Annotated in this window: 22 protein-coding genes; 12 read left to right on the top strand and 10 right to left on the bottom strand. The window is 72.3% G+C overall.

Going from position 1 to position 25,351, the window contains the following annotated elements; translation table 11 throughout:
• Positions 1-31: 31 nt before the first annotated feature.
• Genes qcrC through qcrB form a run of 3 tightly spaced genes read left to right on the top strand, consistent with a single transcriptional unit; the run spans position 32 to position 3,632 of the window.
• Entirely contained in the window at positions 32-874 is an 843-nt protein-coding gene (gene qcrC, locus ACFFIA_RS40215) for a cytochrome bc1 complex diheme cytochrome c subunit (RefSeq protein WP_377261965.1), read from the top strand.
• A complete protein-coding gene (qcrA, locus tag ACFFIA_RS40210; protein WP_377261963.1) occupies positions 871-2,013 on the top strand; it encodes a cytochrome bc1 complex Rieske iron-sulfur subunit in 1,143 nt (380 codons plus the stop codon). Before qcrC ends, qcrA begins: the two co-directional genes overlap by 4 nt.
• Positions 2,010-3,632 (top strand): cytochrome bc1 complex cytochrome b subunit, encoded by a 1,623-nt coding sequence (qcrB, locus tag ACFFIA_RS40205; protein ID WP_377261960.1) that lies wholly within the window; start codon positions 2,010-2,012, stop codon positions 3,630-3,632. The genes qcrA and qcrB overlap by 4 nt, the downstream gene beginning before the upstream one ends.
• A 128-nt stretch (positions 3,633-3,760) precedes the next feature.
• On the opposite strand, the gene ACFFIA_RS40200 is transcribed toward qcrB, so the two are convergent.
• From ACFFIA_RS40200 to ACFFIA_RS40185, 4 genes are all read right to left on the bottom strand, one after another.
• Positions 3,761-4,582 carry a nucleotidyltransferase family protein gene (locus ACFFIA_RS40200; protein WP_377261959.1) on the bottom strand — a complete coding sequence of 274 codons (822 nt, stop codon included), beginning with the start codon at positions 4,580-4,582 and terminating at the stop codon, positions 3,761-3,763.
• On the bottom strand, positions 4,579-5,103 hold the full coding sequence (locus ACFFIA_RS40195) for an NUDIX hydrolase (RefSeq protein WP_377261957.1): 525 nt from the start codon (positions 5,101-5,103) through the stop codon (positions 4,579-4,581). The genes ACFFIA_RS40200 and ACFFIA_RS40195 overlap by 4 nt, the downstream gene beginning before the upstream one ends.
• 53 nt (positions 5,104-5,156) lie before the next feature.
• Positions 5,157-6,920 (bottom strand): RelA/SpoT family protein, encoded by a 1,764-nt coding sequence (locus ACFFIA_RS40190; RefSeq protein ID WP_377261955.1) that lies wholly within the window; start codon positions 6,918-6,920, stop codon positions 5,157-5,159.
• 106 nt (positions 6,921-7,026) lie between these two features.
• The gene (locus tag ACFFIA_RS40185) at positions 7,027-8,787 is read right to left on the bottom strand and encodes a DEDD exonuclease domain-containing protein (protein ID WP_377262093.1); all 1,761 of its coding nucleotides are present in this window, start codon (positions 8,785-8,787) and stop codon (positions 7,027-7,029) included.
• 98 nt (positions 8,788-8,885) lie between these two features.
• On the opposite strand from ACFFIA_RS40185, the gene ACFFIA_RS40180 reads away from it, so the two are divergent.
• From ACFFIA_RS40180 to ACFFIA_RS40165, 4 genes are all read left to right on the top strand, one after another.
• Positions 8,886-10,379, top strand: a complete 1,494-nt coding sequence (locus tag ACFFIA_RS40180; protein WP_377261953.1) for an NYN domain-containing protein — start codon at positions 8,886-8,888, stop codon at positions 10,377-10,379.
• A gap of 73 nt (positions 10,380-10,452) precedes the next feature.
• Positions 10,453-10,680, top strand: a complete 228-nt coding sequence (locus tag ACFFIA_RS40175; RefSeq protein WP_377261950.1) for a hypothetical protein — start codon at positions 10,453-10,455, stop codon at positions 10,678-10,680.
• A 105-nt stretch (positions 10,681-10,785) separates the two neighbouring features.
• Complete coding sequence (locus ACFFIA_RS40170; RefSeq protein WP_377261948.1) at positions 10,786-12,042, top strand: M48 family metallopeptidase; 1,257 nt, start codon at positions 10,786-10,788, stop codon at positions 12,040-12,042.
• Entirely contained in the window at positions 12,039-13,145 is a 1,107-nt protein-coding gene (locus ACFFIA_RS40165) for a glycosyltransferase family 4 protein (RefSeq protein WP_377261946.1), read from the top strand. The genes ACFFIA_RS40170 and ACFFIA_RS40165 overlap by 4 nt, the downstream gene beginning before the upstream one ends.
• Before the next feature lie 108 nt (positions 13,146-13,253).
• Here the strand turns inward: ACFFIA_RS40165 and ACFFIA_RS40160 are convergent, their stop codons facing one another.
• From ACFFIA_RS40160 to ACFFIA_RS40150, 3 genes are read right to left on the bottom strand one after another with little or no spacing between them, the layout of a single operon-like run.
• Positions 13,254-15,134 (bottom strand): ABC transporter ATP-binding protein, encoded by a 1,881-nt coding sequence (locus tag ACFFIA_RS40160; protein WP_377261943.1) that lies wholly within the window; start codon positions 15,132-15,134, stop codon positions 13,254-13,256.
• A 27-nt stretch (positions 15,135-15,161) separates the two neighbouring features.
• Positions 15,162-17,021, bottom strand: coding sequence for a putative bifunctional diguanylate cyclase/phosphodiesterase (locus tag ACFFIA_RS40155; protein WP_377262091.1), 1,860 nt, complete (start codon positions 17,019-17,021; stop codon positions 15,162-15,164).
• Between the two features lie 17 nt (positions 17,022-17,038).
• Positions 17,039-17,845 carry an SAM-dependent methyltransferase gene (locus ACFFIA_RS40150; RefSeq protein WP_377261941.1) on the bottom strand — a complete coding sequence of 269 codons (807 nt, stop codon included), beginning with the start codon at positions 17,843-17,845 and terminating at the stop codon, positions 17,039-17,041.
• A gap of 203 nt (positions 17,846-18,048) precedes the next feature.
• On the opposite strand from ACFFIA_RS40150, the gene ACFFIA_RS40145 reads away from it, so the two are divergent.
• Together ACFFIA_RS40145 and ACFFIA_RS40140 are read left to right on the top strand one after the other, a co-directional pair.
• Positions 18,049-18,489, top strand: a complete 441-nt coding sequence (locus ACFFIA_RS40145) for a TlpA family protein disulfide reductase (protein ID WP_377261939.1) — start codon at positions 18,049-18,051, stop codon at positions 18,487-18,489.
• Between the two features lie 117 nt (positions 18,490-18,606).
• Positions 18,607-19,053, top strand: coding sequence for a DUF4395 domain-containing protein (locus ACFFIA_RS40140; protein ID WP_377261937.1), 447 nt, complete (start codon positions 18,607-18,609; stop codon positions 19,051-19,053).
• Positions 19,054-19,093: 40 nt separating this feature from the next.
• Here the strand turns inward: ACFFIA_RS40140 and ACFFIA_RS40135 are convergent, their stop codons facing one another.
• The 3 genes from ACFFIA_RS40135 to ACFFIA_RS40125 all read right to left on the bottom strand — a co-directional run bounded on the left by ACFFIA_RS40135 (position 19,094) and on the right by ACFFIA_RS40125 (position 23,298).
• Complete coding sequence (locus ACFFIA_RS40135) at positions 19,094-19,765, bottom strand: response regulator transcription factor (protein WP_173038679.1); 672 nt, start codon at positions 19,763-19,765, stop codon at positions 19,094-19,096.
• Between the two features lie 7 nt (positions 19,766-19,772).
• Complete coding sequence (locus ACFFIA_RS40130) at positions 19,773-21,410, bottom strand: sensor histidine kinase (protein WP_377262088.1); 1,638 nt, start codon at positions 21,408-21,410, stop codon at positions 19,773-19,775.
• Positions 21,411-21,501: 91 nt separating this feature from the next.
• On the bottom strand, positions 21,502-23,298 hold the full coding sequence (locus ACFFIA_RS40125) for an AMP-dependent synthetase/ligase (RefSeq protein WP_377261934.1): 1,797 nt from the start codon (positions 23,296-23,298) through the stop codon (positions 21,502-21,504).
• Between the two features lie 93 nt (positions 23,299-23,391).
• On the opposite strand from ACFFIA_RS40125, the gene ACFFIA_RS40120 reads away from it, so the two are divergent.
• The 3 genes from ACFFIA_RS40120 to ACFFIA_RS40110 are packed head-to-tail and all read left to right on the top strand — an operon-like array spanning position 23,392 to position 25,308.
• Complete coding sequence (locus ACFFIA_RS40120) at positions 23,392-23,838, top strand: SRPBCC family protein (protein WP_377261932.1); 447 nt, start codon at positions 23,392-23,394, stop codon at positions 23,836-23,838.
• Positions 23,839-23,842: 4 nt separating this feature from the next.
• Positions 23,843-24,316 carry a hypothetical protein gene (locus ACFFIA_RS40115; RefSeq protein WP_377261930.1) on the top strand — a complete coding sequence of 158 codons (474 nt, stop codon included), beginning with the start codon at positions 23,843-23,845 and terminating at the stop codon, positions 24,314-24,316.
• Between the two features lie 44 nt (positions 24,317-24,360).
• A complete protein-coding gene (locus ACFFIA_RS40110) occupies positions 24,361-25,308 on the top strand; it encodes an ROK family glucokinase (RefSeq protein WP_377261928.1) in 948 nt (315 codons plus the stop codon).
• Positions 25,309-25,351: the final 43 nt, after the last annotated feature.

Raw genomic sequence — 25,351 nt, 5'->3', positions numbered from 1 at the left:
GTTCGTCTCATAGTTATGAAGGACATCTGGCATGACTTCTGACACCCCCGGCGGCCTGATGGCGCGGCTGCGCCGCAGGCGGTCACAACCGCGCAGCCGGGTGCGGCGGCGCCTGGGCACGGTGGTGCGTCTCACCATCGCGCTGACGCTCGCCGGCGGTGTGTACACCGTCTTCGCCCCCGGACTCTCGGCCGAGGACACGCCGCAGCTGTCCACGGCGGCCGAGGAGGGCAAGGCGCTGTTCGACCAGAGCTGCATCAGCTGCCACGGCCGCAACGCCCAGGGCGTGCCCGAACGCGGCCCCAGCCTTATCGGCGTGGGCGCGGCGTCGGTCGAGTTCCAGGTCAGCACCGGTCGCATGCCGATGGCGCGGCAGGAGGCGCAGGCGCCGCGCAAGCCGCCCATGTTCAACGACGACCAGACCCGCCAGCTCGCCCAGTACATCCAGGAGCTTGGCGGCGGCCCACAGGTGCCGGAGGGTGACCTGCGTGCGCCGGCGAGTGACGAGGAGGCCATCGCCCGCGGCGGCAACCTCTTCCGGATCAACTGCTCGTCGTGCCACGCGTTCAGCGGCGGCGGCGGTGCCCTCTCCTCGGGCAAGTACGCCCCGCACCTGTCGAAGGCGACCGACCGGCAGCTTTACGCGGCCATGCTGACCGGCCCGCAGAACATGCCGGTCTTCGGTGACAACCAGCTCACGCCGGAGCAGAAGAAGGAGATCATCAGCTACGTCCAGGAGGCCCTCAACAAGGACAAGGACCCGGGCGGTTGGGGCCTGGGCCGGTTCGGGCCGGTGACCGAAGGTGTGGCTATCTTCCTGGTCGGCATCGTCGCGCTGGTGTTCGCGGCACTGTGGATTGCGGGGAAGTCATGAAAGCACCTCACGAAAACGCTCCGCTGCGCTCCACGTTTACGCGGGGACCCCGCAGTACGGATACCCACGCCCACGACGTCGAGCGGGAAGAGGTCGACGTCGACGACCCGCGGCTGTCGCGGTTCGAGATCGTCCGCGAGGGCGCGCGGCGTGACGGCATCGAGATCGTCCACTACGAAGACCCGTACCCGATCAAGGGCACCAAGGCCGAGCGGCGGATGGTCCGCACGGTGGCGTCGTTCTTCCTGCTCACCGGCTTGGCGTCGACCGCCTTCATGATCATCTACATCTGGGGGCCCTGGGAGTACGAGCTCGGCGCCAACAACAGCAAGCTCTACACGCCGCTGCTCGGGGTCACCCTGGGCATCGCGCTCCTCGGCGTCGGCTTCGGCATCCTGACCTGGGGCAAGCGGCTGCTGCCGCGCGAGGTGGCGATCCAGGACCGGCACGACGGCCCGTCCGACCGCGTGGACCGCAAGCTGACCGGCGAGACGATGGCGTACATCGCCGACGAGATGGGCATCAAGCGCCGCAAGACGCTCGGGCTCGCCGCGCTGCTCGGGCTCGCCCCGGTCGGCCTGGTGGCCGCCGCCCCGCTCGTCGGTGGTCTGATCAAGAGCCCGACCAAGGACCGGATCCTCTTCCGCACCGGCTGGGACCCGGCCGGCAACGGCGGCCGCCCGGTCCGCCTCACCCGCGAGGACGGCACGCCGATCCGCCCCGACGACGTCAGCGTGGGCGGCCAGATGACGGTCTTCCCGGGTATCCCCGGCGGCGCGACCAACGAGCACGCCGACTCCCCGACGCTCCTGATCCACCTGCGGGCGGGCGACGCGGAGAAGGCCCTCGCCACCGCCAAGCCGGTCAACGAGGGCTCCCAGTGGGAAAACTTCGTGGCGTACTCGAAGATCTGCACCCACGCGGGCTGCCCGGCGAGCCTGTACGAGCAGCAGACCAACCGCCTGCTCTGCCCGTGCCACCAGTCGCAGTTCCTGATCACCGACAATGCCCGGCCGATCTTCGGGCCGGCCACGCGGAGCCTGCCGCAGTTGCCCATCACGGTGGACGAGGAAGGCTTCTTCGTGGCGACGTCCGACTACAAGGTGGCGGTTGGGCCAGCATTTTGGGAGCGGCCATGAAGCGCCGGAAGATTGACGTCAGCGCGGTGCCGGCCAAGGTCGGCGGAGGGCTCGACGACCGGTTCCAGGCGGCGACACCGCTGCGCAGCATCCTCAACAAGGTCTTCCCGGACCACTGGTCGTTCCTGCTGGGCGAGATCGCGCTCTTCTCGTTCATCATCCTGCTGCTGACCGGCACGTTCCTGACGTTCTTCTACGACCCGTCGCTGACGGTCGTGACGTACGACGGCAGCTACGCGCCGCTGCGTGGCACGCACATGTCGCAGGCGTACGCGTCGACGCTCAACCTCTCGTTCGACGTGCGCGGCGGCCTGATCATGCGGCAGATGCACCACTGGTCCGCGCTGACGTTCATGGCCGCGATCGTCGTGCACATGTTCCGGATCTTCTTCACCGGCGCGTTCCGCAAGCCGCGTGAGGCTAACTGGATCATCGGATCGCTGCTCTTCTGGGTCGGTTTCCTCGCCGGCTTCACCGGCTACTCGCTCCCGGACGACGCGCTCTCCGGCACCGGCCTGCGCATCGCCTCGGCGATCATGCTCTCCATCCCGGTGATCGGCTCGTGGGTCACCACGTCGATCTTCGACGGCGAGTTCCCCGGGCACGTCATCATGGGCCGCTTCTACATCGCCCACGTGCTGCTCATCCCGGGCGCGCTGCTCGCGCTGATCAGCGTCCACCTGGGCCTGGTCTTCAAGCAGAAGCACACGCAGTGGCCCGGCCCCGGCCGCACCGAGCAGAACGTGGTCGGCGAGCGCTTCGTGCCGCGGTACACGATCAAGCAGGGCGGCTTCTTCATGATCGTCTTCGGCGTTATCGCGCTGATGGCCGGTCTCTTCCAGATCAACCCGGTCTGGCTCTTCGGCCCCTACGAGGCGTACGTGGTCTCCGCGGCCAGCCAGCCCGACTGGTACGTCATGTTCCTCGACGGCTCGACGCGGCTCTTCCCCGCCTGGGAGATACGCTTCGACCTGTTCGGATGGGGCGACGGCTATACGATCCCACCGATCTTCTGGCCGACGGTGGTGCTACCCGGCATCCTGACGGTGCTGCCGATGCTCTATCCGTTCATAGAGGCCAGACTGACCAAGGACACCAAGTCGCACCACCTGCTCCAGCGCCCGCGTGACGTTCCCGCCCGCACGGCGCTCGGCGCGATGGCGATCGCGTTCTGGCTGATCCTGACGCTGTCCGGTGGCAACGACGTGATCGCTGACAAGTTCCACATCAGCCTCAACGCGATGACCTGGGGCGGCCGCATCGGCCTTCTGGTCGCGCCGCCGCTGGCGTACTACATCACGTACCGCATCTGCCTGGGCCTCCAGCAACACGACCGCGAGGTGCTGGCGCACGGCGTGGAGACCGGCATCATCCGGCGCCTGCCGGACGGCCGCTTCATCGAGGTGCACCAGCCGCTCGCGCCGGTCGACGAGCACGGTCACGGCAACCTGGAGTACGCGGGCTGGGTGGTGCCGAAGAAGATGAACCGCCTGGGCGCACTCGGCCCGGCGATCAAGGGCTTCTTCTTCCCGATCGAGAAGCCGGCCGAGGCGCCGGTCTCGCCGGGCCACCCGCCGGTGTCCGCCAGGCCGGAGGAACGCGAGGAGATCACCCGGTAGGGGTTCGCATCGGTTGGAGGCCGCGGCGTCGCTGTGCAGGCGACCCGCGGCCTCCGCGTTTGTGTGGCGCTCGCGGCCGCCGGGCGCGAGCGCCGCGTGCACGTCCGGCGGCCGGTGGCCCGAGCGGGTCAGCGGGCGGCGGGCACCGTCAGTGAGTCGCCGGCGCGGATGGCGTCCACCAGGTGCTCGCCGGCGGCCACGTGTCCGCCTGGCCATACGACCGCCCTGGTCAGCGTGCCGTGTACCGACGCGGCGGCACCGACCACCGCCCGCTCGACCTGCCCGGTCACATTCGCGTCGGGGGCGATCAGGCTGCCGTCGCCGGCGGTGTGGAGGTTGGCGGCAAGGTAGTCGCGCGGGGTGCCGGTGTCGAGGTAGGTGCCGGTGAAGGTGACCACCTCCAGCGCGCCCTCGGCCTCGGCGGGACGCCACACCGTGCGGACCAGCTCGGCGGGCTCGGGGGGCAGGTCGCGCACGTATCGCCAGGGGAGCAGCGAGAAGCCCGCGAAGCGGTGGCGGGCGAAGCCGTAGGGCTCCTCGGGTGCGGGCTGGCCGAACAGGCGCACCGTCTCGCCGTCCCAGCCCTCCAGCAGCGCGGCGGGGTCGGCCCCCGGGCCGGCCAGGTAGGCGTCGGCGTTGCCCACGAGGACGCCCCGGCCGTCGATCCAGCTTCGTAGCCTGCCCACGCCGCCGCTCGTACCCAATGGGTGGTCTTCGGGGGAGACGTGGGCCCGCCCGCCGACGTGGGTGACCACCTGCTCACCGAGGTAGCTGGCGTTGACCGCGACGGTCGCCGGATCGGCGAAGCCGAGCCGGCCGACGCGGGCCAGCGCGTGGTCGAGGAGCGGGATGTTGCCGACCGGGCAGAGGGCCTTGGGGCGGTGCTCGGTGAGGGGGCGGAGGCGCTGGCCCTCGCCGGCGGCGAGGATCACCGCGCAGAGGTCGCTCACCGGCGGAGGGAGGCCCACGGACCGGGCTGGTCGGCGAGGGGGCCGATGCCGTAGTACGCGAGCAGCTTCGCCGAGGCCTTGGTCAGCTTGGGCAGGTCGTCGAGCGGATGCCAGGCGGCCTCGTAGACCTCGGCGCCGTCGACGGTCAGCGTGGTGGTCGAGGCCGGTACGGACGCTTCGAAGACGACGTCGACCCAGCCGCGGGCGTGTACGACGGCGTTGGGCACCGCGGGGCTCAGCTCCTCGGGCCGGAGCCGGATGCCGGTCTCCTCGGCCAGCTCGCGGGCCGCGCCCACGATCGGTGACTCGCGGCGCTGGAGCAGCCCGGCCGGCAGGTTCCACCCCCGGCCGGGCGGAGGCTGGCGGAGCAGCAACAGCCGCTCGCCACCCGCCTCCGAGTCGCGGACCATGATCACGGCGCCGACCACATACTTGGGCACGGCGCGCCGCACGATCCAACGGCGCAGGCCGATGGGTAGCCGGTAGAAGACTCCGTACGTGGCGGCGCGTAACGGCTTCACGAACGTCAGGCTAGCGTGCGGGGATGCCGGTGCCACCGGACCCCACCAACGGTCTACTCTCGCCGGTCGACGAGCGCGATCAGTTTGTCGACCACGTCGTCGGGGGAGATGGCGCGGTCGACCACCGCGACCAGCATGGTCTCCAGATCGGGGTAGCCGAGCTCGTCGGCGAGCATGCGCAGCGGCACTTCGCTGGCCAGGCCGCGGTTGTGCTTGCGAAGCGCGAGCCCGATGGTGGCCCGGCCCAGCCGCACCTTGTCGGCGATGCTGATGCCCGGCTCCTGGTGGTCGGCGAACCACCGGTTGATCTGCATCTGCGCGTGTGGCGACTTGACGAAGTCGAGCCACTCCCGCTGCGGACCGTGCCCCGGCTCGGTGAAGATCTCCACCACGTCGCCATCCTGCAACTGGGAGGCGAGCGGGGCGAGGCGACCGTTGATCTTCGCGGCGAGGCAGTGGTCGCCGGTCTCGGCGGCCAGCTCGTAGGCGAGGTCTACCGGGGTGGCGCCGGCGGGCAGCAGCACCTGGCGGCCCTCGGCGAAGACCAGGATCTGCGCCTCCGCCAGGTCACACCGCAGCGACTGGAGGAACTGGGCCGCGTCGGAGGTCTCCTGCTCCCAGTCGAGCACGCGCCGCAGCCACGACAGCTCGTCGAGGCGGACGGACTCGCTGCGGTCGGCGGGGCGCCGGTAGCGGTAGTTGGCGGCCACACCGTACTCCGCGGCGCGGTGCATCGCCTCCGTGCGGATCAGCACCTCGACCGTGCGCTCGCCGGGGCCGATCACGGTCGTGTGCAGGGAGCGGTAGAGGTTGTTCTTCGGGGAGGCGATGAAGTCCTTGAACCGGCCGGCGACCGGCCGCCACTGCCCGTGGATCGCGCCGAGGGCGGCGTAACAGTCACCCTCCGGGCCGTCGACCACCACGGCGATGCGGGGCAGGTCGAACGGCACGCGGTGGCCGCCGGCCACGGTGTCTTTCCAGATCGAGTAGTAGTGGCGGGGGCGAGGCGCGACGGTGGCGGTGACCTTGCCCCGCTTGAGCGCGGTGCGGGCGGAGGCGACGACCTTGTCGAGGTAGCTCGCCCAGTCGGGGCGGTCGCGCACGTGGTCGTGGATCCGCTCGAACTCGTCGGGGTGCAGGTGCATCAGCACGATGTCGTCGAGCTCGCGCTTGAGCGCCTGGATGCCGAGCCGGTCGCAGAGCGGCACCAGCACCTCCTGCGTGGCCCGGGCGATGCGGGCGCGCGAGGCGGGGGAGCGGGCGTCGAGGGTGCGCATGTTGTGCACGCGGTCGGCGAGCTTGATGATCAGGACCCGCACGTCTTTGCCGGCCGCCACGATCATTTTGCGGATGGTCTCGGCCTCGGCCGCCTTGCCGTAGAACGCCTTGTCGAACTTGGTCACGCCGTCGACCAGGTGTGCCACCTCGGGGCCGAAGTCGCCGTCGAGCGCCTGGAGCGTGTAGGTGGTGTCTTCGACCGTGTCGTGCAGCAGCGCGGCGACCAGCGTGGTGGTATCCATGCCCAGCTCGGCGCAGATCTGCGCGACGGCCAGCGGGTGCGTGATGTAGGGCTCGCCGCTCTTGCGGTATTGACCCCGGTGCATGCTTTCCGCGATCGCGTAGCCGCGGCGCAGCACGCCCGCGTCGGCGTAGGGGTGGATGGTGCGGTGGGTCCGGGTCAGCACCGTCACCGGGTCGTCGTCGGAGGACGAACTCCAGGACAGGTAGGAACGCAACCGAGTCGCGAGGGGGAGGTCGGATGTCTGTGTCGGCAGGGCGCGTCCGATTGCGGCGCCGTGGCCGGCGTCGACGTCCACCGAGACACCTCCCTCACGCTTTCACGCCGTAAAACGGGCGTTGGCTCCCAGGAATGCACTTGCCTAACAGCCTAAGTGAGTCTCGGTCATACGAATGGTTACTTAGTCATGAGCTTTCGGTCGAGTCTTTACCGGAAGCTGCGTTTTCCGCGTGTTGGAGCAGATCACGGAAGCGGGCCGCCCCTCGGACGGGTGACGCCCAACCGGCGGACATCTGCACCAGTCGAGTGTCTGGACGCTCGAGCCAGGCCAGGATCCGCTCGCTCTCCTCTGTGGACGCGGTGGGCTCGAGCACGGTCTCGGCCGTGATGCGCAGCAGGTCGATCGTGGACCTCGGGTGCACCCGGGGTGGCGACACGCCGGCCGCGGCGAGTCGCCCGTGGCGCACGATCGCCAGCTCCCAACCGCCGGTCGTGCGGTGGCGGCGGGCCGCCACGAGCTCGGCGATGCCGGTCAGGCCGGAGAGGCGCTGCATGCGCACGGCCGCGCGGAGCAGGGCAGCCATCCTGGTGCGGACGACCGCCGCCTCCTCGAAGCGCTCGGCGTCGGAAAGCTTTCGGATGCGGGCCAGCAGCGGGTCGACCAGCGGCGCCGGGTCGCCCGTGATCGCGTCGCGGAACGGGCTGGCGGCACGCTCCGTGTACTCCTCCGCAGAGATCCGGTGCTCGCAGGGCGCGAGGCACCTGCCCAACTCGGCGAGGGCGCACGCGGGCGTGGTCGTGCGCGTGGAGAGGCGTAGCGTGCACTGCCGCAGCGGCACCGCGTCGTGCACGCCGGCCGCCGCCAGCTCCGCCGACCGCCGCGAGCTGAACGGCCCCAGATATGCCGCCTCCGGCTCGGCCACCGCGCGGACCAGCGACAACCGGGGGTATGCCTCCGCGGTGAGCTTGAGCCACACGACCCGCTCGGGGTACTTGGAGCGCCGGTTGTACGGCGGGGCGTGCGCGGCGATCAGGCGCAGCTCGCGCACCTCCGCCTCGAGCGAGTGGGCGCACTCGACCGGCTCCACCGTCTCCGCCGCGGCCAGCATCTCCGAGATGCGCGCCCGCTTCTCGCCCGCCGTGAAGTAGCTGCGCACGCGGGTCGCGATGTCGCCGGAGGTGCCCACGTAGAGCGGGCGGCCGTCGGCGGCCCGGAAGATGTAGACGCCCGGGACGTGCGGGAGCCCTTCGGCCAGGTGGCGCTTGCGCCGCTGGGTCGGGGTGACCGCCTTGGCGAACTCGATCGCGTCGCCGAGCGTGTGCACGCGAAAACTGCCCAATCGGCCGATCAGCGCGTGCAGCACCTCCACCGTGGCGTGCGCGTCGTCGAGGGCCCGGTGGGTCGGCTGGCGCGCGGTGCCGAAGTGGGCGGCGAGCGTGCCGAGCCGGTGGTTGGGCACCTCGTCGCGGGTCATCGCCCGACGGGCCAGCGCCACGGTGTCGAGCACCTTGGGGTGGGGCCAGCGGTAGCCGTGCCTGGCGCAGGCGGCCTTGAGGAAGCCGACGTCGTACGACGCGTTGTGGGCGACCAGCACGCTGCCCTGGATGAACTCCAGGAAGCTCGGCAGCACGCGCTCGATCGGCGGCGCCTCGTAGGTCATCGCCTGCGTGATGCCGGTCAGCACGGTGATGAACGGCGGGATCGGCACGCCGGGGTTGACCAGTGTGGCCAGCACGCCCAGCTCCTCGCCACCGCGCACCTTGACCGCGCCGATCTCGGTGATGCCGCCCCCGTCTGGCGCGCCGCCGGTGGTCTCCAGGTCGACGACGACGAACGTGGTCTCCCGCAGCGAGAGGGCCGCCGGGTCGTCGAGAAGCGTGTCGAGGGTGCCCTGGACGTAGTCCACATGCGTCACGCGCGGCACGGTAGAAGACAGGTACGACATTCTTCCCATCGGGTTCCCCGTCCGGGAAAGGGTTCGATCCGGAAAAGATCGTCTCCGCAGCCGGGCGAGGATGGCGTAGGTGGTGGGAGACTTGTGGGATGTCCGTACCGGTTCCGCCCGACGACCACACCGCCGGTGGTGTGGCCCATGGGGGGTCGGAGCCTGTTTCGGGTGAAATGTCCCCGTCCGTCCTGTCTGATCCCCCAAGCGCGGTCGCGCCGCCCGCCGGAGTCGCCCCGCCAGCGGAGCCGGCCCCCGAGTCCTCGGGCGACGGCGCGGCACCGTCCGAGCCCGAGCCGGAGCCCGTGCTGCCCGAGCCGGTGCGCCAGCGGGTGATCGGCCTGACCGCGGCCGCCCTGCCCACGCTCCCCGCCGACGAGCTGCCGGCGGCGCTGCGCCGGGTCGCGAAGTTCGCGCCCAACCGGCGGGCCCGCCACGGTGGCCCGATGATCGCCACGCAGCTCGCCGGCGACCCGCTCTTCCGCCAGCGGATCACCAGCCGGGTCCTCGACGAGGCCGGCGACCTGGGCGCCGCGGTGATCGAGGGCATCTGCCCGGCCGCGGCCGACCCGGTCGAGGTGGCCGCGCTGGCCTACCTGGCCCGCCCCGAGGGCTGGCGTGACCTGGTCGCCGCCGCCGGCGAGGCGGTCCGCGCCGAGGCCGACAGCGCAGCCGTCGCCGAGCTGCTCCGCGATGCCGAGCAGCGGGCCGCCCGGGCCGAGCACGACCGCGCGGTCGCCAAGGTCGAGGCGGAAAAGCTCCGCGACGAGCTCGCCCGCGTCCGCGAGGAGCTGGGCCAGCTCCGCGAGGAGACGCGCCAGGCGACCCGGGCCTTGCGCGAGATCCAGGCGCGCGAGCGCAAGGCTTCCGAGATGCTGGCCACCGAGCGGGGGCGGGCCGCGCGGGCCACCGCCGACCACGATGCGGAGCTGCGGCGGGTCCGGGCCAAGCTCGCCGAGGCCGAGGCGGTCGCCGGCAACGCCCGGGCCACCGCCAAGGAGGCGCGGGCCGTCGACGACGCGCGGCTGTGGCTGCTGCTGGAGACGATCGGCCAAGCGGCCGTGGGGCTCCGCCGCGAGCTGGCGCTCGACCCGGCGGAGCGGCGGCCGGCCGACTTCGTGGCCGACGCGTTCGCCGACCGCCCCGACGAGGTCTCCAGCACGCGCGCGCTCGACGGCGACGACCCGGCCCGCCTCGACCAGCTGCTCGCGCTGCCCCGGGCCCACCTGGTGGTCGACGGCTACAACGTGACCAAGCGCGGCTTCGGCGAGATGTCGCTGGAGCAGCAGCGCAAGCGCCTGATCACCGGGCTCGGCGGCATCGCGGCGCAGACCGGCGACGAGGTGACGGTGGTCTTCGACGGCGCCGAGCGGGTGCACGGCCTGCCCCCGGCCCCGCGGGGCGTGCGTGTGCTCTTCTCCCGCAAGGGCGAGACCGCCGACGAGCTGATCCGCCGCCTCGTCCGCGCCGAGCCGTCCGGCCGCCCGATCGTGGTGGTCTCCTCCGACCGCGAGGTGGCCGACGGCGTGCGCCGCCACGGGGCGTATCCGCTGGGTGCGGACGCCCTGCTGCGCCGCCTCTCCCGCGCGTAGCGGTTTTGTCGTACCCCTCCCATACCGTCGATGTCACGGACGGTGGCTGTCCGGCCCACCCTGAGGAGGGACGATGCTCATCGATTGCGACACCTGCGTGGTCCGTGGGGCCGCGTGCGGCGGGTGCCTGGTGAGCGCCCTGCTCGACACGCCGCCCCAGCAGGGCGATCTCACCAGCGACGAGCGGCGGGCGATCGAGGCGTTCGCGCGGGCCGGCTTCGAGGTGGAGGTCATCTCCGAGCCGGTGCGCCCCCGCCTGCGGCTCATGCCGGGCGGACGGCGGCGGCGCCACGTGGCGTGACCATTCGACCTTTCAGCCAAGCAGCGCGGAGCTTGCGTCCCGCCTGACTTGCGCCATGGCAGACCGCAAGTGGGGTCGAAAAGGGTTGAATTACTATCGGCTCGCATGACCCCCAGGCTCTGGGCGGCCGTCGCGCTCGGCGGCCTCGCTGTGGCGCTGCTGGTCGCGGCCGCGCTGCTCGTGCCATGGCACCGCCCGCCCGCGCCCCGCGCCGACCAGCTCGACGCCCTCCGCGACCTGCCGCAGGAGCAGGTGCGCAGGGGCCGCGAGTTTCACTCGGCGCTGCGCCCGGGGTCCTACGTCGGGCTGGTGCTCGGCCTCGCCGTCACGCTCGCGCTCGGCCTCACCCCGCTGGGCAGCCGGCTGGTGGAGGCGGCGGGGCGCCCGTTCGGCGACCACTGGATCGCGCGCGCGGTGCTCGGCGGGCTGGCGGTCGTGCTGGTCGCCCAGATCGTCACCCTCCCGCTCGCCGCGTGGCGTCACACGATCGTGGCGCGCTACGGCCTCTCCACGCAGACCTGGGGCGGCTGGACCGTCGACGTCCTGAAGTCGTACGCGGTGAGTGCCGTCATCGCCGCCGTCGCCCTGCTCGGCTTCTACACGGTCACGCGGCTGGCGCCGCGCTGGTGGTGGGCCTTCGGCGCCGCGGGGGCGGCCGCGCTCGTCGTGCTGCTGTCGTTCGTCCTTCCGGTACTCGTGGAGCCGGTCTTCAACAAGTTCACGCCGATGGAGCCCGGGTCGCTGCGTACCGAGCTGATGAGCCTGGCCCAGCGCGACGGCGTGCCGGTCAAGGACGTGCTGGTGGCCGACGCGTCCCGGCGCACCCGGGCCGTCAACGCGTACGTGTCCGGCCTCGGCCCGACCCGCCGCATAGTCGTCTACGACACGCTGCTGCGCGAGGCGCCGCCGGCCGAGGTGGCGAGCGTGGTGGCGCACGAGCTGGGGCACGCCAAGGATCGCGACGTGTTCACCGGCACGCTGATCGGCGCGCTGGGCGCGGCGGCCGCGGTCGTGGCGCTCTACCTGCTCGGCGGCTGGGCGTGGCTGCTGCGCACCGCGGGCGTCGACTCGATGGGCGAGCCGCGGGCGCTGGCGCTGATGCTCGCGGTGGTGGCTGTCGCCGGCATCGTCGCCGCGCCGGTGCAGAGCCTCGTCTCCCGCCGCGTCGAGGCCCGGGCCGACGCGCACGCGCTGGAGCTGACCCGCGACCCGGCGACGTTCGAGGCGATGCAGCGGCGCCTCTCCACGGTCAACCTCGGCGATCCCGATCCGCCCCGCTGGGAGTACCTCTACAGCGCCTCCCATCCCTCTACAGTGGAGCGCATGGCGGCGGCGCGGGCGTACGCGCGCGGCGAGCGATGACCACGCTCCTCGTCACCAACGACTTCCCGCCCCGGCCCGGTGGCATCCAGTCGTTCGTGCACGGCCTGGCCGTACGGCAGCCGCCCGGCTCGCTCGTCGTCTACGCCTCCACCTGGCAGGGCGCGGCGAAGTTCGACGCCGAGCAGCCCTTCGAGGTGGTCCGCGAGGCGACCTCGGTGCTGCTCCCCACGCGGCGCGCGGCCCGGCGTTCGGCGGAGATCGCGAGGGCGTACGGCTGTGACACCGTCTGGTTCGGCGCCGCCGCGCCACTCGGCCTGCTCGCCCCTGGGCTGCGGCGGCGGGCCGGCGTCGAGCGCGCGGTGGCACAGACCCACGGCCACGAGATCGGCTGGGCCGCCCTGCCCGGCGCGCGCGGCCTGCTGCGCCGCATCGCGCGGGGCACCGACGTGGTGACCTACCTGGGGGAGTACACGCGCGTGCGGCTGGACAAGGCGCTGCGCGGCCTCACCGACCTGCGCCGCCTGGCGCCCGGCGTCGACGTGGACGCGTACCACCCGGAGGTCGACGGCGCGGAGATCCGCCGCCGGCACGGCCTGGGCGACCGCCCGGTCGTGGTGTGCGTCTCCCGCCTGGTGCCCCGCAAGGGCCAGGACGCGCTGGTCCGCGCGCTGCCCGCGATCCGCCGCCGCGTGCCCGACGCGGCCCTGCTCGTGGTCGGCGGCGGCCCGCACCGGTCCACGTTGGAAAAGCTCGCCGCCGGCGTGGAGGGCGTGGTCCTCACCGGCTCGGTGCCGGCCGAGGAGCTGCCGGCCCACTACGCGGCGGGCGACGTCTTCGCGATGCCCTGCCGCACCCGCAACCGCGGTCTCGACGTCGAAGGGCTGGGCATCGTCTACCTGGAGGCGTCCGCGTCCGGCCTGCCCGTGGTGGCGGGCGACTCGGGCGGCGCGCCCGACGCGGTGCGCGAGGGCGAGACCGGTTACGTGGTGGGCGGCCGCGACCTCGACGCCATCGCCGACCGCGTCGCCACGCTGCTCTCCGACCGCGACCTCGCCCGCCGCATGGGCATCGCGGGTCGGGAGTGGGTCGAGCGGGAGTGGCGCTGGGAGAGGCAGGCTGCCCGCATGGCCGAGTTGCTGTGATCGACAACTGTCCAGGGTGGACAGACCTTGGCCTGCGGTGGACGGCAACCGGCGCGCCGAGGAAGATGCGCCGGCGCCGGGGGCGGTCGACTGGCTGACCGCGCGCGGTCAGGCGGCGGGGTCGGGCTGCTGGTACGCGCTGGCCTGGAGTGTGAAGAGCGTGGCGTACGTGCCGGCGAGCGCCATCAGCTCCTGGTGCGTGCCCTCCTCGGTCACCGCCCCGTGGTCGAGTACGTAGACGCGGTCGGCGTCGCGAACGCTGGCCAGCCGGTGGGTGATCAGGACGACGGTGCGGCCGGCGGCAAGCTCGCGCAGGCGCTGGTACACGTCGTGTTCGGCGCGGGCGTCCAGGTTGGCGGTCGGCTCGTCGCAGATGAGCAGCGCGGCGTCACGGAAGAAGGCGCGGCTCACCGCGAGCCGTTGCCACTGGCCGCCGGAGAGGTCGGCGCCGTCGGTGAAGTGGCGGGAGAGCAGCGTGTCGTACTGACGGGGAAGCTCGGTGATGAAGTCGTGCGCGTCGCCCTGGCGGGCGGCCAGCTCGATCTCGGGCTGTTCTGTGGGGCGTTCGTACCGACCGATCGTGATGTTGGCCCGCGCGGAGAGCGGCCACCGGGTCGGTTCCTGCATGACGACGGCGACCTGGTCGCGGACGCTGACCGGGTCGACGCCGGAGAGGTCGACGCCGTCCCAGGCCACCGTGCCCCGGTCGGGGTGGTAGAGGCCGGCGAGCAGCCGGGCGAGCGTGGACTTGCCGGAGCCGTTCTCGCCGACGAGCGCGATGGTCTCGCCGCGGCGGAGGGTCAGCGTGACGTCGCGGACGGCGGGGCGGTCGGCGCCGGGGTAGGCGAAGGTGACCTCGCGCAGCTCGATCGTGCCCGGTCCGAGCGGCGCGCGGGCCGGCGGCGTGGCCTCCGCGCGCTCGGTGGCGAGGGCGCAGAAGCCCTCGTAGTCGCTGAAGTACAGGCCCTGCTCGTACAAGTGGTTGACGCTGAACGCGACCTGGGTGAGCCGGCCGATGCCGGTGCTGATCGCGTACGCCGCCGCGCCGCCCGCCGCCAGCTCCATGCGGCCGGTGACGAGCAGGACGACGAGCACGGTGTACGTGAGGCCAGTCGCCACCCCGCCGAGCGCGGCGCCCATGAGATTGGTGCGCACCTGGCGGGTCGAGACCCGCATGTACTCGCCGGTGGCCACGTCGAGCAGTCGCTTCACCTCGGTGAGCAGGTACCGCCGCACGGTGAACGCGCGTACCTCCGGCGCCGGCTCGCGGTCGGCGAGCAGGTCGCTGAGCATCCACTTGCGACGCCACACCGCCACGAGGCGCAGCTGCTGCCGGTAGCCCAGCCGCGCCGAGCGTACGGCCGCCCAGCCGGTGGGGAGCACGGCGAGCACGAGCAGGGGGAGGAGGACCGGGTGGAGGACAGCGAGCACGCTGCCCGCGGCGGCCAGCCCGACCAGGTTGGTGCCCAGCTCGATCGCGTGGTCGACGACCCGCTGCGCCGCGTCGATGCCCCGGTCGCGGGCCCGCTGCATCGCGTCCCGCCAGTCCGGGTCGTCGAACGTCGCCAGGTCGACCCGCGTCGTCAGGTCCAGCAGCCGCATCTCCGCGGTCTGGCTCACCTGCGGGGACAGTCGCCCCTGGGCGGCCGTCGCGGCTGAGCCGAGAAGCGTGTGGAGGGCGCCCGCGCCCACCATGACGAGCAGCGAGGGTACGGCCGCGCGGATCCGGTCCGGCGTCGGTCCCTCGCGCAGGAGCCCGTCGAGTACGCCGACGACGCTCACCAGGCCGGCCGCGCTGGCGACACCGGCCGCCAGCTCGAAGCCGACCACGGCGAGCGTGTGCCGGCGGCTGGCCTGCCACGCCAGCCGCCACGCCTGTGCCAGCAGGTGCGGCAGCCGCCGCAGCATCCGCCAGAAGGTGGCGTTGGCCGCCTCGGCGGTGGCCGTCAGCCAGTACGGGACCTTGAGTTCGTCATCTCCCGCGTCCATGTGTCATTGGTACGCGGTGTAGCCCATCTACAACAGAGCGTCCACATTCGAGGCCGGCATGGGTACGCCGAAGTGCCAGCCCTGGGCCGCGTCGCAGCCGATCGCCCGGAGCCGGTCGGCCTGCGTGGCGGTCTCCACGCCCTCGGCGGTGACGGTGAGATCGAGCGTGTGCGCCAGCGACACCAGCGTGGCGAGGATCCGCTCGTCGGTCATGCTGGCCGGCTCGGCGGCCGGCGCGCGTAGACCCTCCACAAAGGAGCCGGCCACCTTCAGCTCGCAGACCGGGAGGGTACGCAGGTAGGAGAGGTTGGAGTAGCCGGTGCCGAAGTCGTCGATCGCGATCCGCACGCCCAGGTCGGAGAGGGTGCGGAGATTGCCGACCGACTCGTCGGCGCCGTTCATCATCGCGCTCTCGGTGATCTCGAGCTGGAGCCGGTCGGGCGGCAGGTCGTGCTGGCGCAGCAGGCCGGTGACCTCCTCGACCAGCCCGTGGCCGCGCACCTGCCGCACCGCCAGGTTGACGCTCACGAACGGCGCCTTGGGGCTCAGGTCGATCCAGTGCCGGGCCTGCCGGCACGCCTCGGCGAGTACCCAACCGCCCAGGCGCACGATCAGCCCGGTCTCCTCGGCCAGCCCGATGAACTTGTCCGGCCGCAGCACGCCCAACTGCGGATGGCGCCACCGGACCAGCGCCTCGACGCCGAGCAGGCGGCCGTCGGCCAGCGACACCAGCGGCTGGTAGTCGAGGCAGAACTCGCCCCGCTCCAGCGCGGCGGGCATGGCCGAGGAGAGGGCGTACCGGGTCAGCTCGCGCTCGTTGCGCTCGGGGTCGAACAGCGCCCACCGCCCCTTGCCCGAGGTCTTGGCCCAGTGCAGCGTGATGTCGGCGGCGCGCATCACCTCGCTCGGCGTGGTGCCGGCGACCGGGCGCTCGACGATGCCGATGCTGGCCGAGACGCGCAGCTCCTGCCCGTCCACCATGGACGGCTCGCTGACCGCGGCCAGCGCGGCGTCGGCGACCTTGAGCACGTCGTCGGTGCAGGTGGTGTCTTCGACCAGGATGACGAACTCGTCGCCGCCCATCCGCGCGACCAGGTGCGAGCCCACACCGCGACGCAGCTTGGCGGCGACCGAAACGAGCAGCAGGTCGCCGGCGTGGTGGCCGAGCGTGTCGTTGACCATCTTGAAGCCGTCGAGGTCGACGAAGCAGACCCCGATGCGGCGGTCCGAGCCGCCCTCGCGGTCGAAGGCGGCGGCAAGCCGCTCGGTGAAGAGCGCGCGGTTGGGCAGGTCGGTGAGGGGGTCGTGGGTCGCCTGGTGGCGGAAGCGCGCCTCGCTCTCGCGGAGCGCCTGCTCGGCCTGCTCGCGGGCGACCAGCGCGGCGCGCCGGATCGCCTCCTGCTCGTCGAGCGTGCGGTCGCGCAGCGCGCGGGCGTATCCGATCGCGACCGTGCCGAGCAGCCGCGCCATCCGGTCGCGCAGGTCGTCGCTGGAACCAGGATCGGCGGTAGGGGAGGTGGGGGAGATGCCGAGGTCGCGCAGCAGCCGCAGGTCGATGACCTCGATGGTGCGGCCCAGCCCTTCGGCCGAGGCGATGTGGGCGGCGACCAGCTCGGCGCCGATCTGGTAGCCCCGGCGGAGGCTGAACGGCTCGGCGTACAGCGCGTCGACCAGGCGGATCGTGAGCCCTTCCAGGAACTCCTCCAGCTCGGCCGGGGTCACCGGTACGTAGCTGGTGCCGGTGACCGCCTTCGCCCAGGCACGGGCGAAGATCGCGAGTCCGGGGCTTTGCCGGCTGGCATCCGCTCCACTGGCGGGCGGCGCGGCCGAGCCGGTGGTCCCGGGCGCGGTTGGCCCGTACCCGGGGGTCGCCACCGGGTACGGCATCGCGTCCGGGTCATGGATCACGAGAGCCGACCCACGCCGCCGATGTAGATCGACCGTTCGGCGTCGTCCACAGTGTGCGGTGTGTCCGGCCGCCACTCGGGGACCCACACCACGCCCGGCTCCACCAGTGTGAAACCGTCGAAGAGGCGGATGATCGCGTCGCGCCCCCGAATGGACAGGGGGAGGTCGGTGCGCTGGTAGACCGCGCTCGCCTCGTCCCACTCCGTCTCGGTGCGCCCATCGCCGCACACCTGGGATAGCACCAGGTAGCTGCCGGGCACGAGCGCCGACCGGAGGCGGGCGACGATCTCCGGCGGCTGGTCGTCGTCGCGGATGTAGTGCATGACCGCCACGATCATCAGCGCCACCGGCTGCCCGAAGTCGATCAGCTTGAGCACGTCGGGGTGGTCGAGGATGCGGTCTGGGTCGCGGATGTCCGCCTGGATGGCCACCGCGCGCTCGTTGCCGGCGAGGATCTCCCGGCTGTGCCCGACCACGCCCGGGTCGATGTCCACATAAGCCACTGTGGACTCGGGCGCCATCCCCTGGGCGATCTCGTGCACGTTGCCGACCGTGGGGATGCCCGAGCCGATGTCGAGGAACTGCCGGACCCCGGCCTCCACGAGGAAGCGCACCGCCCGCCGCAGGAACGCCCGATTGGCCTGCGCGATCAGCGGCGTCTCCGGCACGGCCGCGATCATCGCCTGGGCGGCCTCGCGGTCGACGGCGAAGTTGTGCGACCCACCGAGGAAGTAGTCGTACATGCGGGCTGCGCTGGGCCGATCGGTGTCGATCGTCGCTGGTGCCCAGTCCGGACGTCGCATACCGTCCCCTCTGTCCTGTCCGGGGTCAAAATGGCGCGCTTGGGTGGTCGCCGCCATTGTGCCCGGAGAGTGTGCCGCCTTCCAGACTCGCCCGCCATACCCCGCCCGTACGGGCAGACTACGCCGGAATGGGTCGCTATGCGGTGCGCCCAGCCGGCGGGACATCATGGTCATCCTGACGGTGACGTGTCACCGTGGTGGACGTGGACGATACGGCATGGACCGGACTCGCGGTGGCCGTGGCGGCACTGGCCGCCGCGACCGCCTTCGGTCTGTGGCGCCGCCGGCGGGATGGGCGCCTCCGCGCCGCCGCGTCGTCCGAGCCGATCCCCACGGTCCTCACCAGCCTCGGCGTCGAGCGGGGCACGCCGGCGACGCTGTTGCAGTTCTCGTCCGCGTTCTGCGCGCCGTGCCGGGCGGTGAGGCTGGTCTGCGCCGACGTGGCCAAAAGCGTCGAAGGTGTGCGGCACGTGGAGGTCGACGCCGAAAGCCACCTGGAGGCGGTCCGCGAGCTGGGCATCTGGCGCACCCCGACGGTGCTGGTCGTCGACCGAGGCGGGCGGGTCGTCCAGCGGGCCTCCGGCGTGCCCGCCAAGGCACAGGTGATCGCGGCGGTCGCCCCGCTGCTGGAGCCGGCCCGATGAGCGGCCTCCTGCTCACCCGCCGCCGCGCCGTCGACCACGGCCGGCTCGCGGCGAGCCTGTGTACGGACTGAGTCAGTCCCGCTCAGTCCCTATCGCCCGTACCCCCGGAGGCTCCTCATGCTGCTCGACCCCCGCGGACCGCGCTTCGCCGCGGCGCTGACCGCCCTCGTGCTCGTCGTCGTCCTGATCACCGGCTCAGGCTGGCTCGCCCTCGTCCAGGCGGCGGTCTTCGCCGTCACCGCGATCGACCCGCGCCGCGGCCCGTACGGGCTGCTCTACCGCGCCCTGGTCGCACCCCGCCTGGGCCGCCCGGCCGAGCTGGAGCCCGCCGCGCCGGTGCGCTTCGCGCAGGTGCTCGGCTTCGCGTTCGCGGTGCTGGCCGCGGTCGGATACCTCTCCGGCACCACCGCACTCGGCCTGGTGATGGCCGCGTTCGCACTGGTCGCGGCGTTTCTCAACGCGGCCTTCGGCCTGTGCCTGGGCTGCGAGTTCTACCTGGCCTTCCGCCGCCTGACCGGCCGCCCGCTCGCCGCGCGGGTGCCGGCCCCACAGGCCAGGCGCTGAGCGCGGCCGCCCCTCCCGCCGGGGCGCCGCGATCAGTCCGTCAGAACTTCGGCGCGTCAGGGGCCTCGAGCAGGCCCAGGCGCAGCGCGGTCATCAGGGCCTGGGCGCGGTTGGCGGCGCCGAGCTTCTCGTACAGCTTGGAGATGTGGGTCTTGGCCGTCGACTCGCTGACGAAGAGCTGCTTGGCGATGCCGGCCACGCTCATGCCGTCGGCGAGCAGGCGGAGCACCTGGCCCTCGCGTGGGGAGAGCTGGGGGCCGGACGGCGCGAGCCGGCGCTTCATCGCCTCGGCCAGGTCGGCCGCGGTGAAGGCGCTGGGGGAGGAGGCGGCGTGCCGGGCGGCAGCCACGACCTCGTCGGCCGGGGCGGTCTTGGGCACGAACGCGCTCGCGCCCGCCTCGAGGGCGCCGAAGAGCTGGTCGTCGCCGGCGTACATGGTCAGGACGACGATGCCCATGGTCGCGGAGGACTTGCGCAGCGCGCGGGTCGCCTCCAGACCGCTGCCGTCGGGCAGGCGCAGGTCCATGATCACGACATCGGGCTGCAACGCGCCGGCCTGGCGCACCCCCTCGGCAGCCGTGGCCGCCTCACCCACGACCTCGAACTGGCGGTCCCGCTCGAACGCGTGCCGAAGACCCTTGCGGATCAGGTCGTGGTCATCGACGAGGAGGACCTTGGTGCGGGTGGTCGGTGGTGTGGGGCTGGTGGTCATGCTGGGCTTACTCCCCTTCTGGTGCATTTACGCTATCGCGCACGCTATCGCGCCGGGGCGAGCTTCCCAGTACGACAGCGACAGTTGTGCCGCTCGGATGGCGTGGCCTGATCTCTAGCCGGCCACGGATACGTTCCGCTCTCTCTGCCATGATCGCAAGGCCGTACCTCCCGTCCGGCCGCTGGTCAGCGATGCCCTGACCGTCATCCGACACTTCAATTTGGGCGTACGGCGGATCGATCGCACACGTTACCCAGAGATTGGACGCGCCCGCGTGCTTTCGCGCGTTGGTGATCGCCTCCTGGGCGATGCGGAGCAACTCGGCCTCGGTGGCGGCCGGCAGCCGGGCGGTGGACTCGTCGAGCGTGTAGTGGACGCGCAGGCCGGCGGAGGCACCGACCTGCCGGGCGTACTCGGAGATGGCCGCGGCCAGGCCACCGTGCCGGTCGACCTCGCTGCGCAGCTCGAACAGGCTGAGTCGCAGCTCAGTGATGACGCGAGTGACCTCGCCGCGGAGCGAGCGGAGTTCCTCGCCGCTCTCCTTGGCCTCCTCGGGGAGGAGCGCGAGAGCGTTGTCGATGCCGTATCCCACCATCACCAGTTCCTGCGCGACGCCGTCGTGGATTTCCCGCGCGAGGCGCTGCCGCTCCTCGTTGGTGGCGAGGGAGCGGACCTCGTCGAAGAGCAGCGCGGCCTCCAGCCGGAGCGCCGCGGGTCCGGTCACCGCGGTCACGCGGTCGACGACTGATGATGGGTACGCGTTGGTGACATCGGCCTCGAGAGTCACCAATCCGACAGTGCGGACGCCGGCCACGAGTGGGACCACGAGGGCCGAAACATCACCTTTGCGGTGCGACCGCGACTGCGACCGGTGGGCGGTCTGCGGCTGCTGGCTCGCCCACGCGTCGGCGATGGCCGAGTCGGCATCGAGGGTCGTCTCCCAGTCGACCCGGTCGACGCCGGTCTGGGCGAGTACGACGAGGCGGCCGCCCCCGCTCGCGGTCAGCACCGCCGCCCGGTCGGCCCGGGTGAGCGTGCGCAGCTCGTCGAGCAGGTGCTCGGCGATGCCGCCCGGGTCGAGCGTGGCACCGGGGAGCTGGCGGGCGACGCTGCGGAGCTGGGTGAGCAGGCGGGTCGCCTCGGCGTACGGCTGCGGGGGGCGGTTGTCTCCGCGGGCCTGGAGCACGCGGTGGAGCGTGCCCGCGGCGGTGATCCCCACCACGGCGAGGATCAGCCACTGCGCGGAGGCGAGCAGGTATCCGCCGTCGGTGATCAGGCGCTCGTCGTTGGCCTCGGTGACCGCGCCGCCGAAGGCCAGGGTCACCGCGGCGACGCCGAGCAGGGCGAGGGACTCGCGGCTGCGGCGGTACAGCGTGGCGACCGTGAGGGGGACCGCCAGGTAGGGCAGCATCGCCTCGGCGCCCAGCCCGGAGCCGAGCGTGCCCTGGATCTGCGCCTCGGCCGCGACCTTGCCCGCCGCCAGGCCCACGATGATGACCTCGGCGAAGCGGCCCAGCGGCCCCAGCACCACGTGCCGCGGGGCCAGGATGCCCGGGATGGCGGCGACCGCCAGCAGTCCGATCCACCGCAGCTGCTCGACCTCGTGCGTGGTGATCAAGGTGAGCACCGCGACCAGGGCCAGCATGACCAGCCGCGCCGCCACCGCCAGCGGGTGCGGCCGGGGCTGCCCGTGCGGGCGGGTACGCGGTCGGGCCGCGGTGGGGGACGGGTGCACGTCAGCCTCCGTAGATCGCGGAGATCTCGTCGGCGTACGTCTTGTGCACCACGCCGCGTTTCACCTTCAGCGACGGGGTCAGCTCGCCGGTGGCCTCGGTGAAGTCACGCGGGAGGATGCGGAACACCTTGATCGCCTCGGCGTGCGAGACCGCCTTGTTGGCCTCGTCCACCGCCTTCTGCACCTCGGCCCGCAGCTTTTCGTCGTCGCGGCGGTCGGCGACCGTGTCGGTCTCCGGGTAGCCCGCGCTGGCGCGCCACTTCGGCCACGCCTCCTCGTCGATCGTGACCAGCGCGGCGATGAACGGCTGCCGGTCGCCCACCACCAGCGTCTGGCTGATCAGCGGATGCGCCCGGAGGCGGTCTTCGAGCAGCGCCGGGGCGACGTTCTTGCCGCCGGCGGTCACGATGATCTCCTTCTTGCGCCCGGTGATCGTCAGGTAGCCGTCGGCGTCGAGCTCGCCCAGGTCACCGCTGTGGAACCAGCCGTCGCTGTCGAGCACCTCGGCGGTGGCCTCGTCGTTGTTCCAGTACCGCTCGAAGACCACCGCGCCATTGATCAGGATCTCGCCGTCGTCGGCGATCCGGATGGTCACGCCGGGCAGCGGGCGGCCGACCGTGCCGATGCGGATCGCCTTGCGCAGGTTGACCGCGACCGCCGGGGACGTCTCGGTGAGCCCGTACCCCTCGTAGACGGTGACTCCGACGCCGCGGAAGAAATGCGCGAGCCGCGCGCCCAGCGGCGCTCCGCCGGAGATGGCGTCGGTGCACTGCCCGCCGAGCGCGGCGCGCAGCTTGCCGTAGACCAGCCGGTCGAAGAGCGCGTGCTGGAGCTTCACCGCGAGGCTGGGGCCGCCGGGCCGGTCGAGCCCTTCGCTGTAGGCGATCGCGACCGCCTCGGCCCGGTCGAAGATCTTGCCCTTGCCGTCGCCGTGGGCCCGCTGCTTGGCGGTGTTGTAGACCTTCTCGAAGACCCGGGGGACCGAGAGCACGAACGTGGGCCGGAACGCCTGGAGGTCGGCCACCAGGTTCTTGACGTCGGCGGTGTGCCCCATGCGGGCCCGCGCGGTGACCACGCCGACCTGGATCAGCCGGGCGAACGAGTGGGCCAGCGGCAGGAAGAGCAGCGTCGAGGCGCCGGGGCGGAAGAGGTTGTTGAGGCCAGGGATGGCGTTGGCGATGTCGGAGTAGATGTTGCGGTGGGTGAGCACGCAACCCTTGGGGCGGCCGGTGGTGCCGCTGGTGTAGATGATGGTGGCCACGTCGCCCGCGCCCACCGCCCGGCGGCGCCGGTCGATCTCGGCGGCCTCGACGCTCGCGCCCCGCTCGCCGAGCGCATCGAGGTCGCCGGTCTCGATCTGCCACACCTCGCCGAGCGCGGGCAGCTGGTCGCGCTCGCCCGCGACGGCCAGCGCGTGCGTGTTGGTCTCCACGAAGCACGCTGTGGCGCCGGAGTCGGCGAGGATCCAGGCCACCTGCTCGGCGCTGGAGGTCTCGTAGATCGGCACCGTCACGCCGCCCACCGACCAGATCGCGTAGTCGATGAGGGTCCACTCGTAGCGGGTCTTGCTCATCAGCGCGACCCGGTCTCCCGGCTCGACGCCGGCCGCCACCAGCCCGCGGGCCAGCGCCACCACATCGTCGCGGAACTGGGCGCAGGTGACGTCGACCCAGCCGTGCGACGTGCGCCGGGCGAACTGGACCGCGTCGGGGGCGGCCTCGGCGTTGTCCCAGACGGGGTCGGTCAGGCTGGCGGCGTCACCGATGGTCACCACCGGCGGTACGGCGAACTCGCGCACGTCACTCCTCACGGAAAACTAACCGCAACCTACCCGGGAGCAGGGCCGGTCCGCTCGCCAGCCCGCGGGCCGACACGGGGTAGCCTGCGCTCCATGGCGGACTCCTCCACCCAGTCGATAGTCATCGCCGCGCCGCCGGAGCGGGTCGCGGCCGTCATCTGCGACTTCGCCAGCTACCCCGAGTGGACCGACGCGATGAAGCGGGTCGAGGTCCTCGAGGAGTACGAGGACGGCTACGCCAGCCAGGTGCGCTTCACGCTCGACGCCGGTGTCCTGGCGGACGAGTACACGTTGACATACGAGTACGCCGAGGACATCTCCCGGATCGAGTGGCACCTTGTCGCGCCGTCGAAGATGCAGCGGATCCAGGACGGGGCGTACGACATCGTCGACAACGGCGACGGTACGACGACCGTCACTTACACCTTGGAGGTGGAGTTGTCGGTGGGCATGCTTGGAATGTTCCGCCGCAAGGCGGAGAAAATGATCATGGATACGGCGCTGAGGCAACTCAAGCGCCGCGTCGAAGGGGAAGCGTAGCGTCATGAACCCGACCGATCCCGCCTCCGCCCGCGAGGAGGCCGAGCGCCTGGTGGCGACGGTCCTCGCCACCGTCTCGTCGGGACGGGGCTTCGGCTCCTTCTTCGGCGCCCCACACGAGCCGGGCCCGATGGCGACGGGGTCGGCCGAGTGCTGCGTGTGCCCCCTGTGCCGGGCGATCGCGGCGATGCGCGACCCCAACCCGCAGTTCGCGGAGCGCGTGGCGACCGGGGCCGGCGACTTCGCGGCCGGCGTGGCGAGCCTGCTGCGCTCGCTCTCCGTGCCCCCGCCCGCGCCTCCTACTGGCCAGTCTCCTACGGGGCAGTCTCCTACGGGGCAGTCTCCTACGGGGCAGTCTCCTACGGGGCAGTCTCCTACGAGGCAGGATGGCCCTACCGCGGATTCCGGTTCGCGGGACGATGAGGAGGATGTCTGGCGCGCCGCGACCCGCGCCAGTCATGATCCAGGGCCGGAGTAGGGCGGGTCGGCTGCCCGAAGGGCTTCGACAGAGGGGACATCAGCGTGACGCTGACCATCGGTGTGGACGTCGGCGGCACGAAGGTGGCCGCCGGTGTCGTCGACCCGGCCGGTGCGGTGTTGGCGCAGACGCGCCGCGACACCCCCGCGGATGACGTGGCCAAGACCCGCGACGTGATCATCGAGGCGGTCGCCGAGATGGCTCGCGGGCGCGAGATCGAGGCGGTCGGCATCGGCGCCGCCGGCTGGATCGACGCCACTCGCTCGAATGTGCTCTTCGCCCCCAACATCGCCTGGCGCGACGAGCCGCTGCGCGAGAACGTGACCGCCGCCACCGGCCTGCCCGTCATCGTGGAAAACGACGCCAACGCGGCGGCCTGGGCGGAGTTCCGCTTCGGGGCGGCCCGGCAGGCCGAAGACTCGATGGTCATGTTCACCATCGGCACCGGCGTGGGCGGCGCGCTCGTGCTCGGCGGCGAGCTGGTGCGCGGCACGCACGGCATCGCGGCCGAGCTGGGCCACATGCTCTCCGTGCCCGAGGGCCACCTGTGCGGGTGCGGGCGGTATGGCTGCCTGGAGCAGTACGCCAGCGGCAACGCCCTGGTCCGCTTCGCCCGCGCCGGCGCCCGCCAGGAGCCGGGCCGGGCCGCCGCGCTGCTGGAGCTGGCCGAGGGAGACGCCGAGGGGATCACCGGTCCGATGGTCACCGCGGCGGCGATGGACGGCGATCCGGTGTCCCGGCAGGCGTTCGCGCAGATCGGGCACTGGCTCGGCATCGCGCTCGCCGACATGGTGCAGATCCTCGACCCGCAGATGCTGGTGGTCGGCGGGGGCGTGGTGGAGGCGGGCGACCTGCTGCTCGGCCCCACACATCGGTCCTATATGGACTCGCTGGCGCAGCGCGGGCGCGTACCCGTGGCCGAGCTCAAGCCGGCCGAGATGGGCAACGCGGCCGGCGTGGTCGGCGCGGGAGACCTCGCCCGCCGGCGTTAGGGTCGCTCGGTGGGGCGGCGGGCCGGTCCGGCGTCGGGTCCGG

This window comes from Phytohabitans kaempferiae, from assembly GCF_042433955.1.
GTDB lineage: Bacteria > Actinomycetota > Actinomycetes > Mycobacteriales > Micromonosporaceae > Phytohabitans > Phytohabitans kaempferiae.
Note: the sequence above shows the minus strand (reverse complement) of the source record. Positions and strands in the feature narration are given on the sequence as shown.

What these genes read in the sequence shown, in the direction of transcription:
- ACFFIA_RS40175 (WP_377261950.1), top strand. Translation starts at nt 10,453, where the DNA reads ATGCTCATCGATTGCGACACCTGCGTGGTCCGTGGGGCCGCGTGCGGC.
- ACFFIA_RS40160 (WP_377261943.1), bottom strand. Translation starts at nt 15,134, where the DNA reads ATGGACGCGGGAGATGACGAACTCAAGGTCCCGTACTGGCTGACGGCC.
- ACFFIA_RS40165 (WP_377261946.1), top strand. Translation starts at nt 12,039, where the DNA reads ATGACCACGCTCCTCGTCACCAACGACTTCCCGCCCCGGCCCGGTGGC.
- ACFFIA_RS40180 (WP_377261953.1), top strand. Translation starts at nt 8,886, where the DNA reads ATGTCCGTACCGGTTCCGCCCGACGACCACACCGCCGGTGGTGTGGCC.
- ACFFIA_RS40150 (WP_377261941.1), bottom strand. Translation starts at nt 17,845, where the DNA reads ATGCGACGTCCGGACTGGGCACCAGCGACGATCGACACCGATCGGCCC.
- ACFFIA_RS40155 (WP_377262091.1), bottom strand. Translation starts at nt 17,021, where the DNA reads ATGCCGTACCCGGTGGCGACCCCCGGGTACGGGCCAACCGCGCCCGGG.
- ACFFIA_RS40130 (WP_377262088.1), bottom strand. Translation starts at nt 21,410, where the DNA reads ATGCTGGCCCTGGTCGCGGTGCTCACCTTGATCACCACGCACGAGGTC.
- qcrB (WP_377261960.1), top strand. Translation starts at nt 2,010, where the DNA reads ATGAAGCGCCGGAAGATTGACGTCAGCGCGGTGCCGGCCAAGGTCGGC.
- ACFFIA_RS40170 (WP_377261948.1), top strand. Translation starts at nt 10,786, where the DNA reads ATGACCCCCAGGCTCTGGGCGGCCGTCGCGCTCGGCGGCCTCGCTGTG.
- qcrC (WP_377261965.1), top strand. Translation starts at nt 32, where the DNA reads ATGACTTCTGACACCCCCGGCGGCCTGATGGCGCGGCTGCGCCGCAGG.
- ACFFIA_RS40185 (WP_377262093.1), bottom strand. Translation starts at nt 8,787, where the DNA reads ATGTCGTACCTGTCTTCTACCGTGCCGCGCGTGACGCATGTGGACTAC.
- ACFFIA_RS40135 (WP_173038679.1), bottom strand. Translation starts at nt 19,765, where the DNA reads ATGACCACCAGCCCCACACCACCGACCACCCGCACCAAGGTCCTCCTC.
- ACFFIA_RS40140 (WP_377261937.1), top strand. Translation starts at nt 18,607, where the DNA reads ATGCTGCTCGACCCCCGCGGACCGCGCTTCGCCGCGGCGCTGACCGCC.
- ACFFIA_RS40120 (WP_377261932.1), top strand. Translation starts at nt 23,392, where the DNA reads ATGGCGGACTCCTCCACCCAGTCGATAGTCATCGCCGCGCCGCCGGAG.
- ACFFIA_RS40115 (WP_377261930.1), top strand. Translation starts at nt 23,843, where the DNA reads ATGAACCCGACCGATCCCGCCTCCGCCCGCGAGGAGGCCGAGCGCCTG.
- qcrA (WP_377261963.1), top strand. Translation starts at nt 871, where the DNA reads ATGAAAGCACCTCACGAAAACGCTCCGCTGCGCTCCACGTTTACGCGG.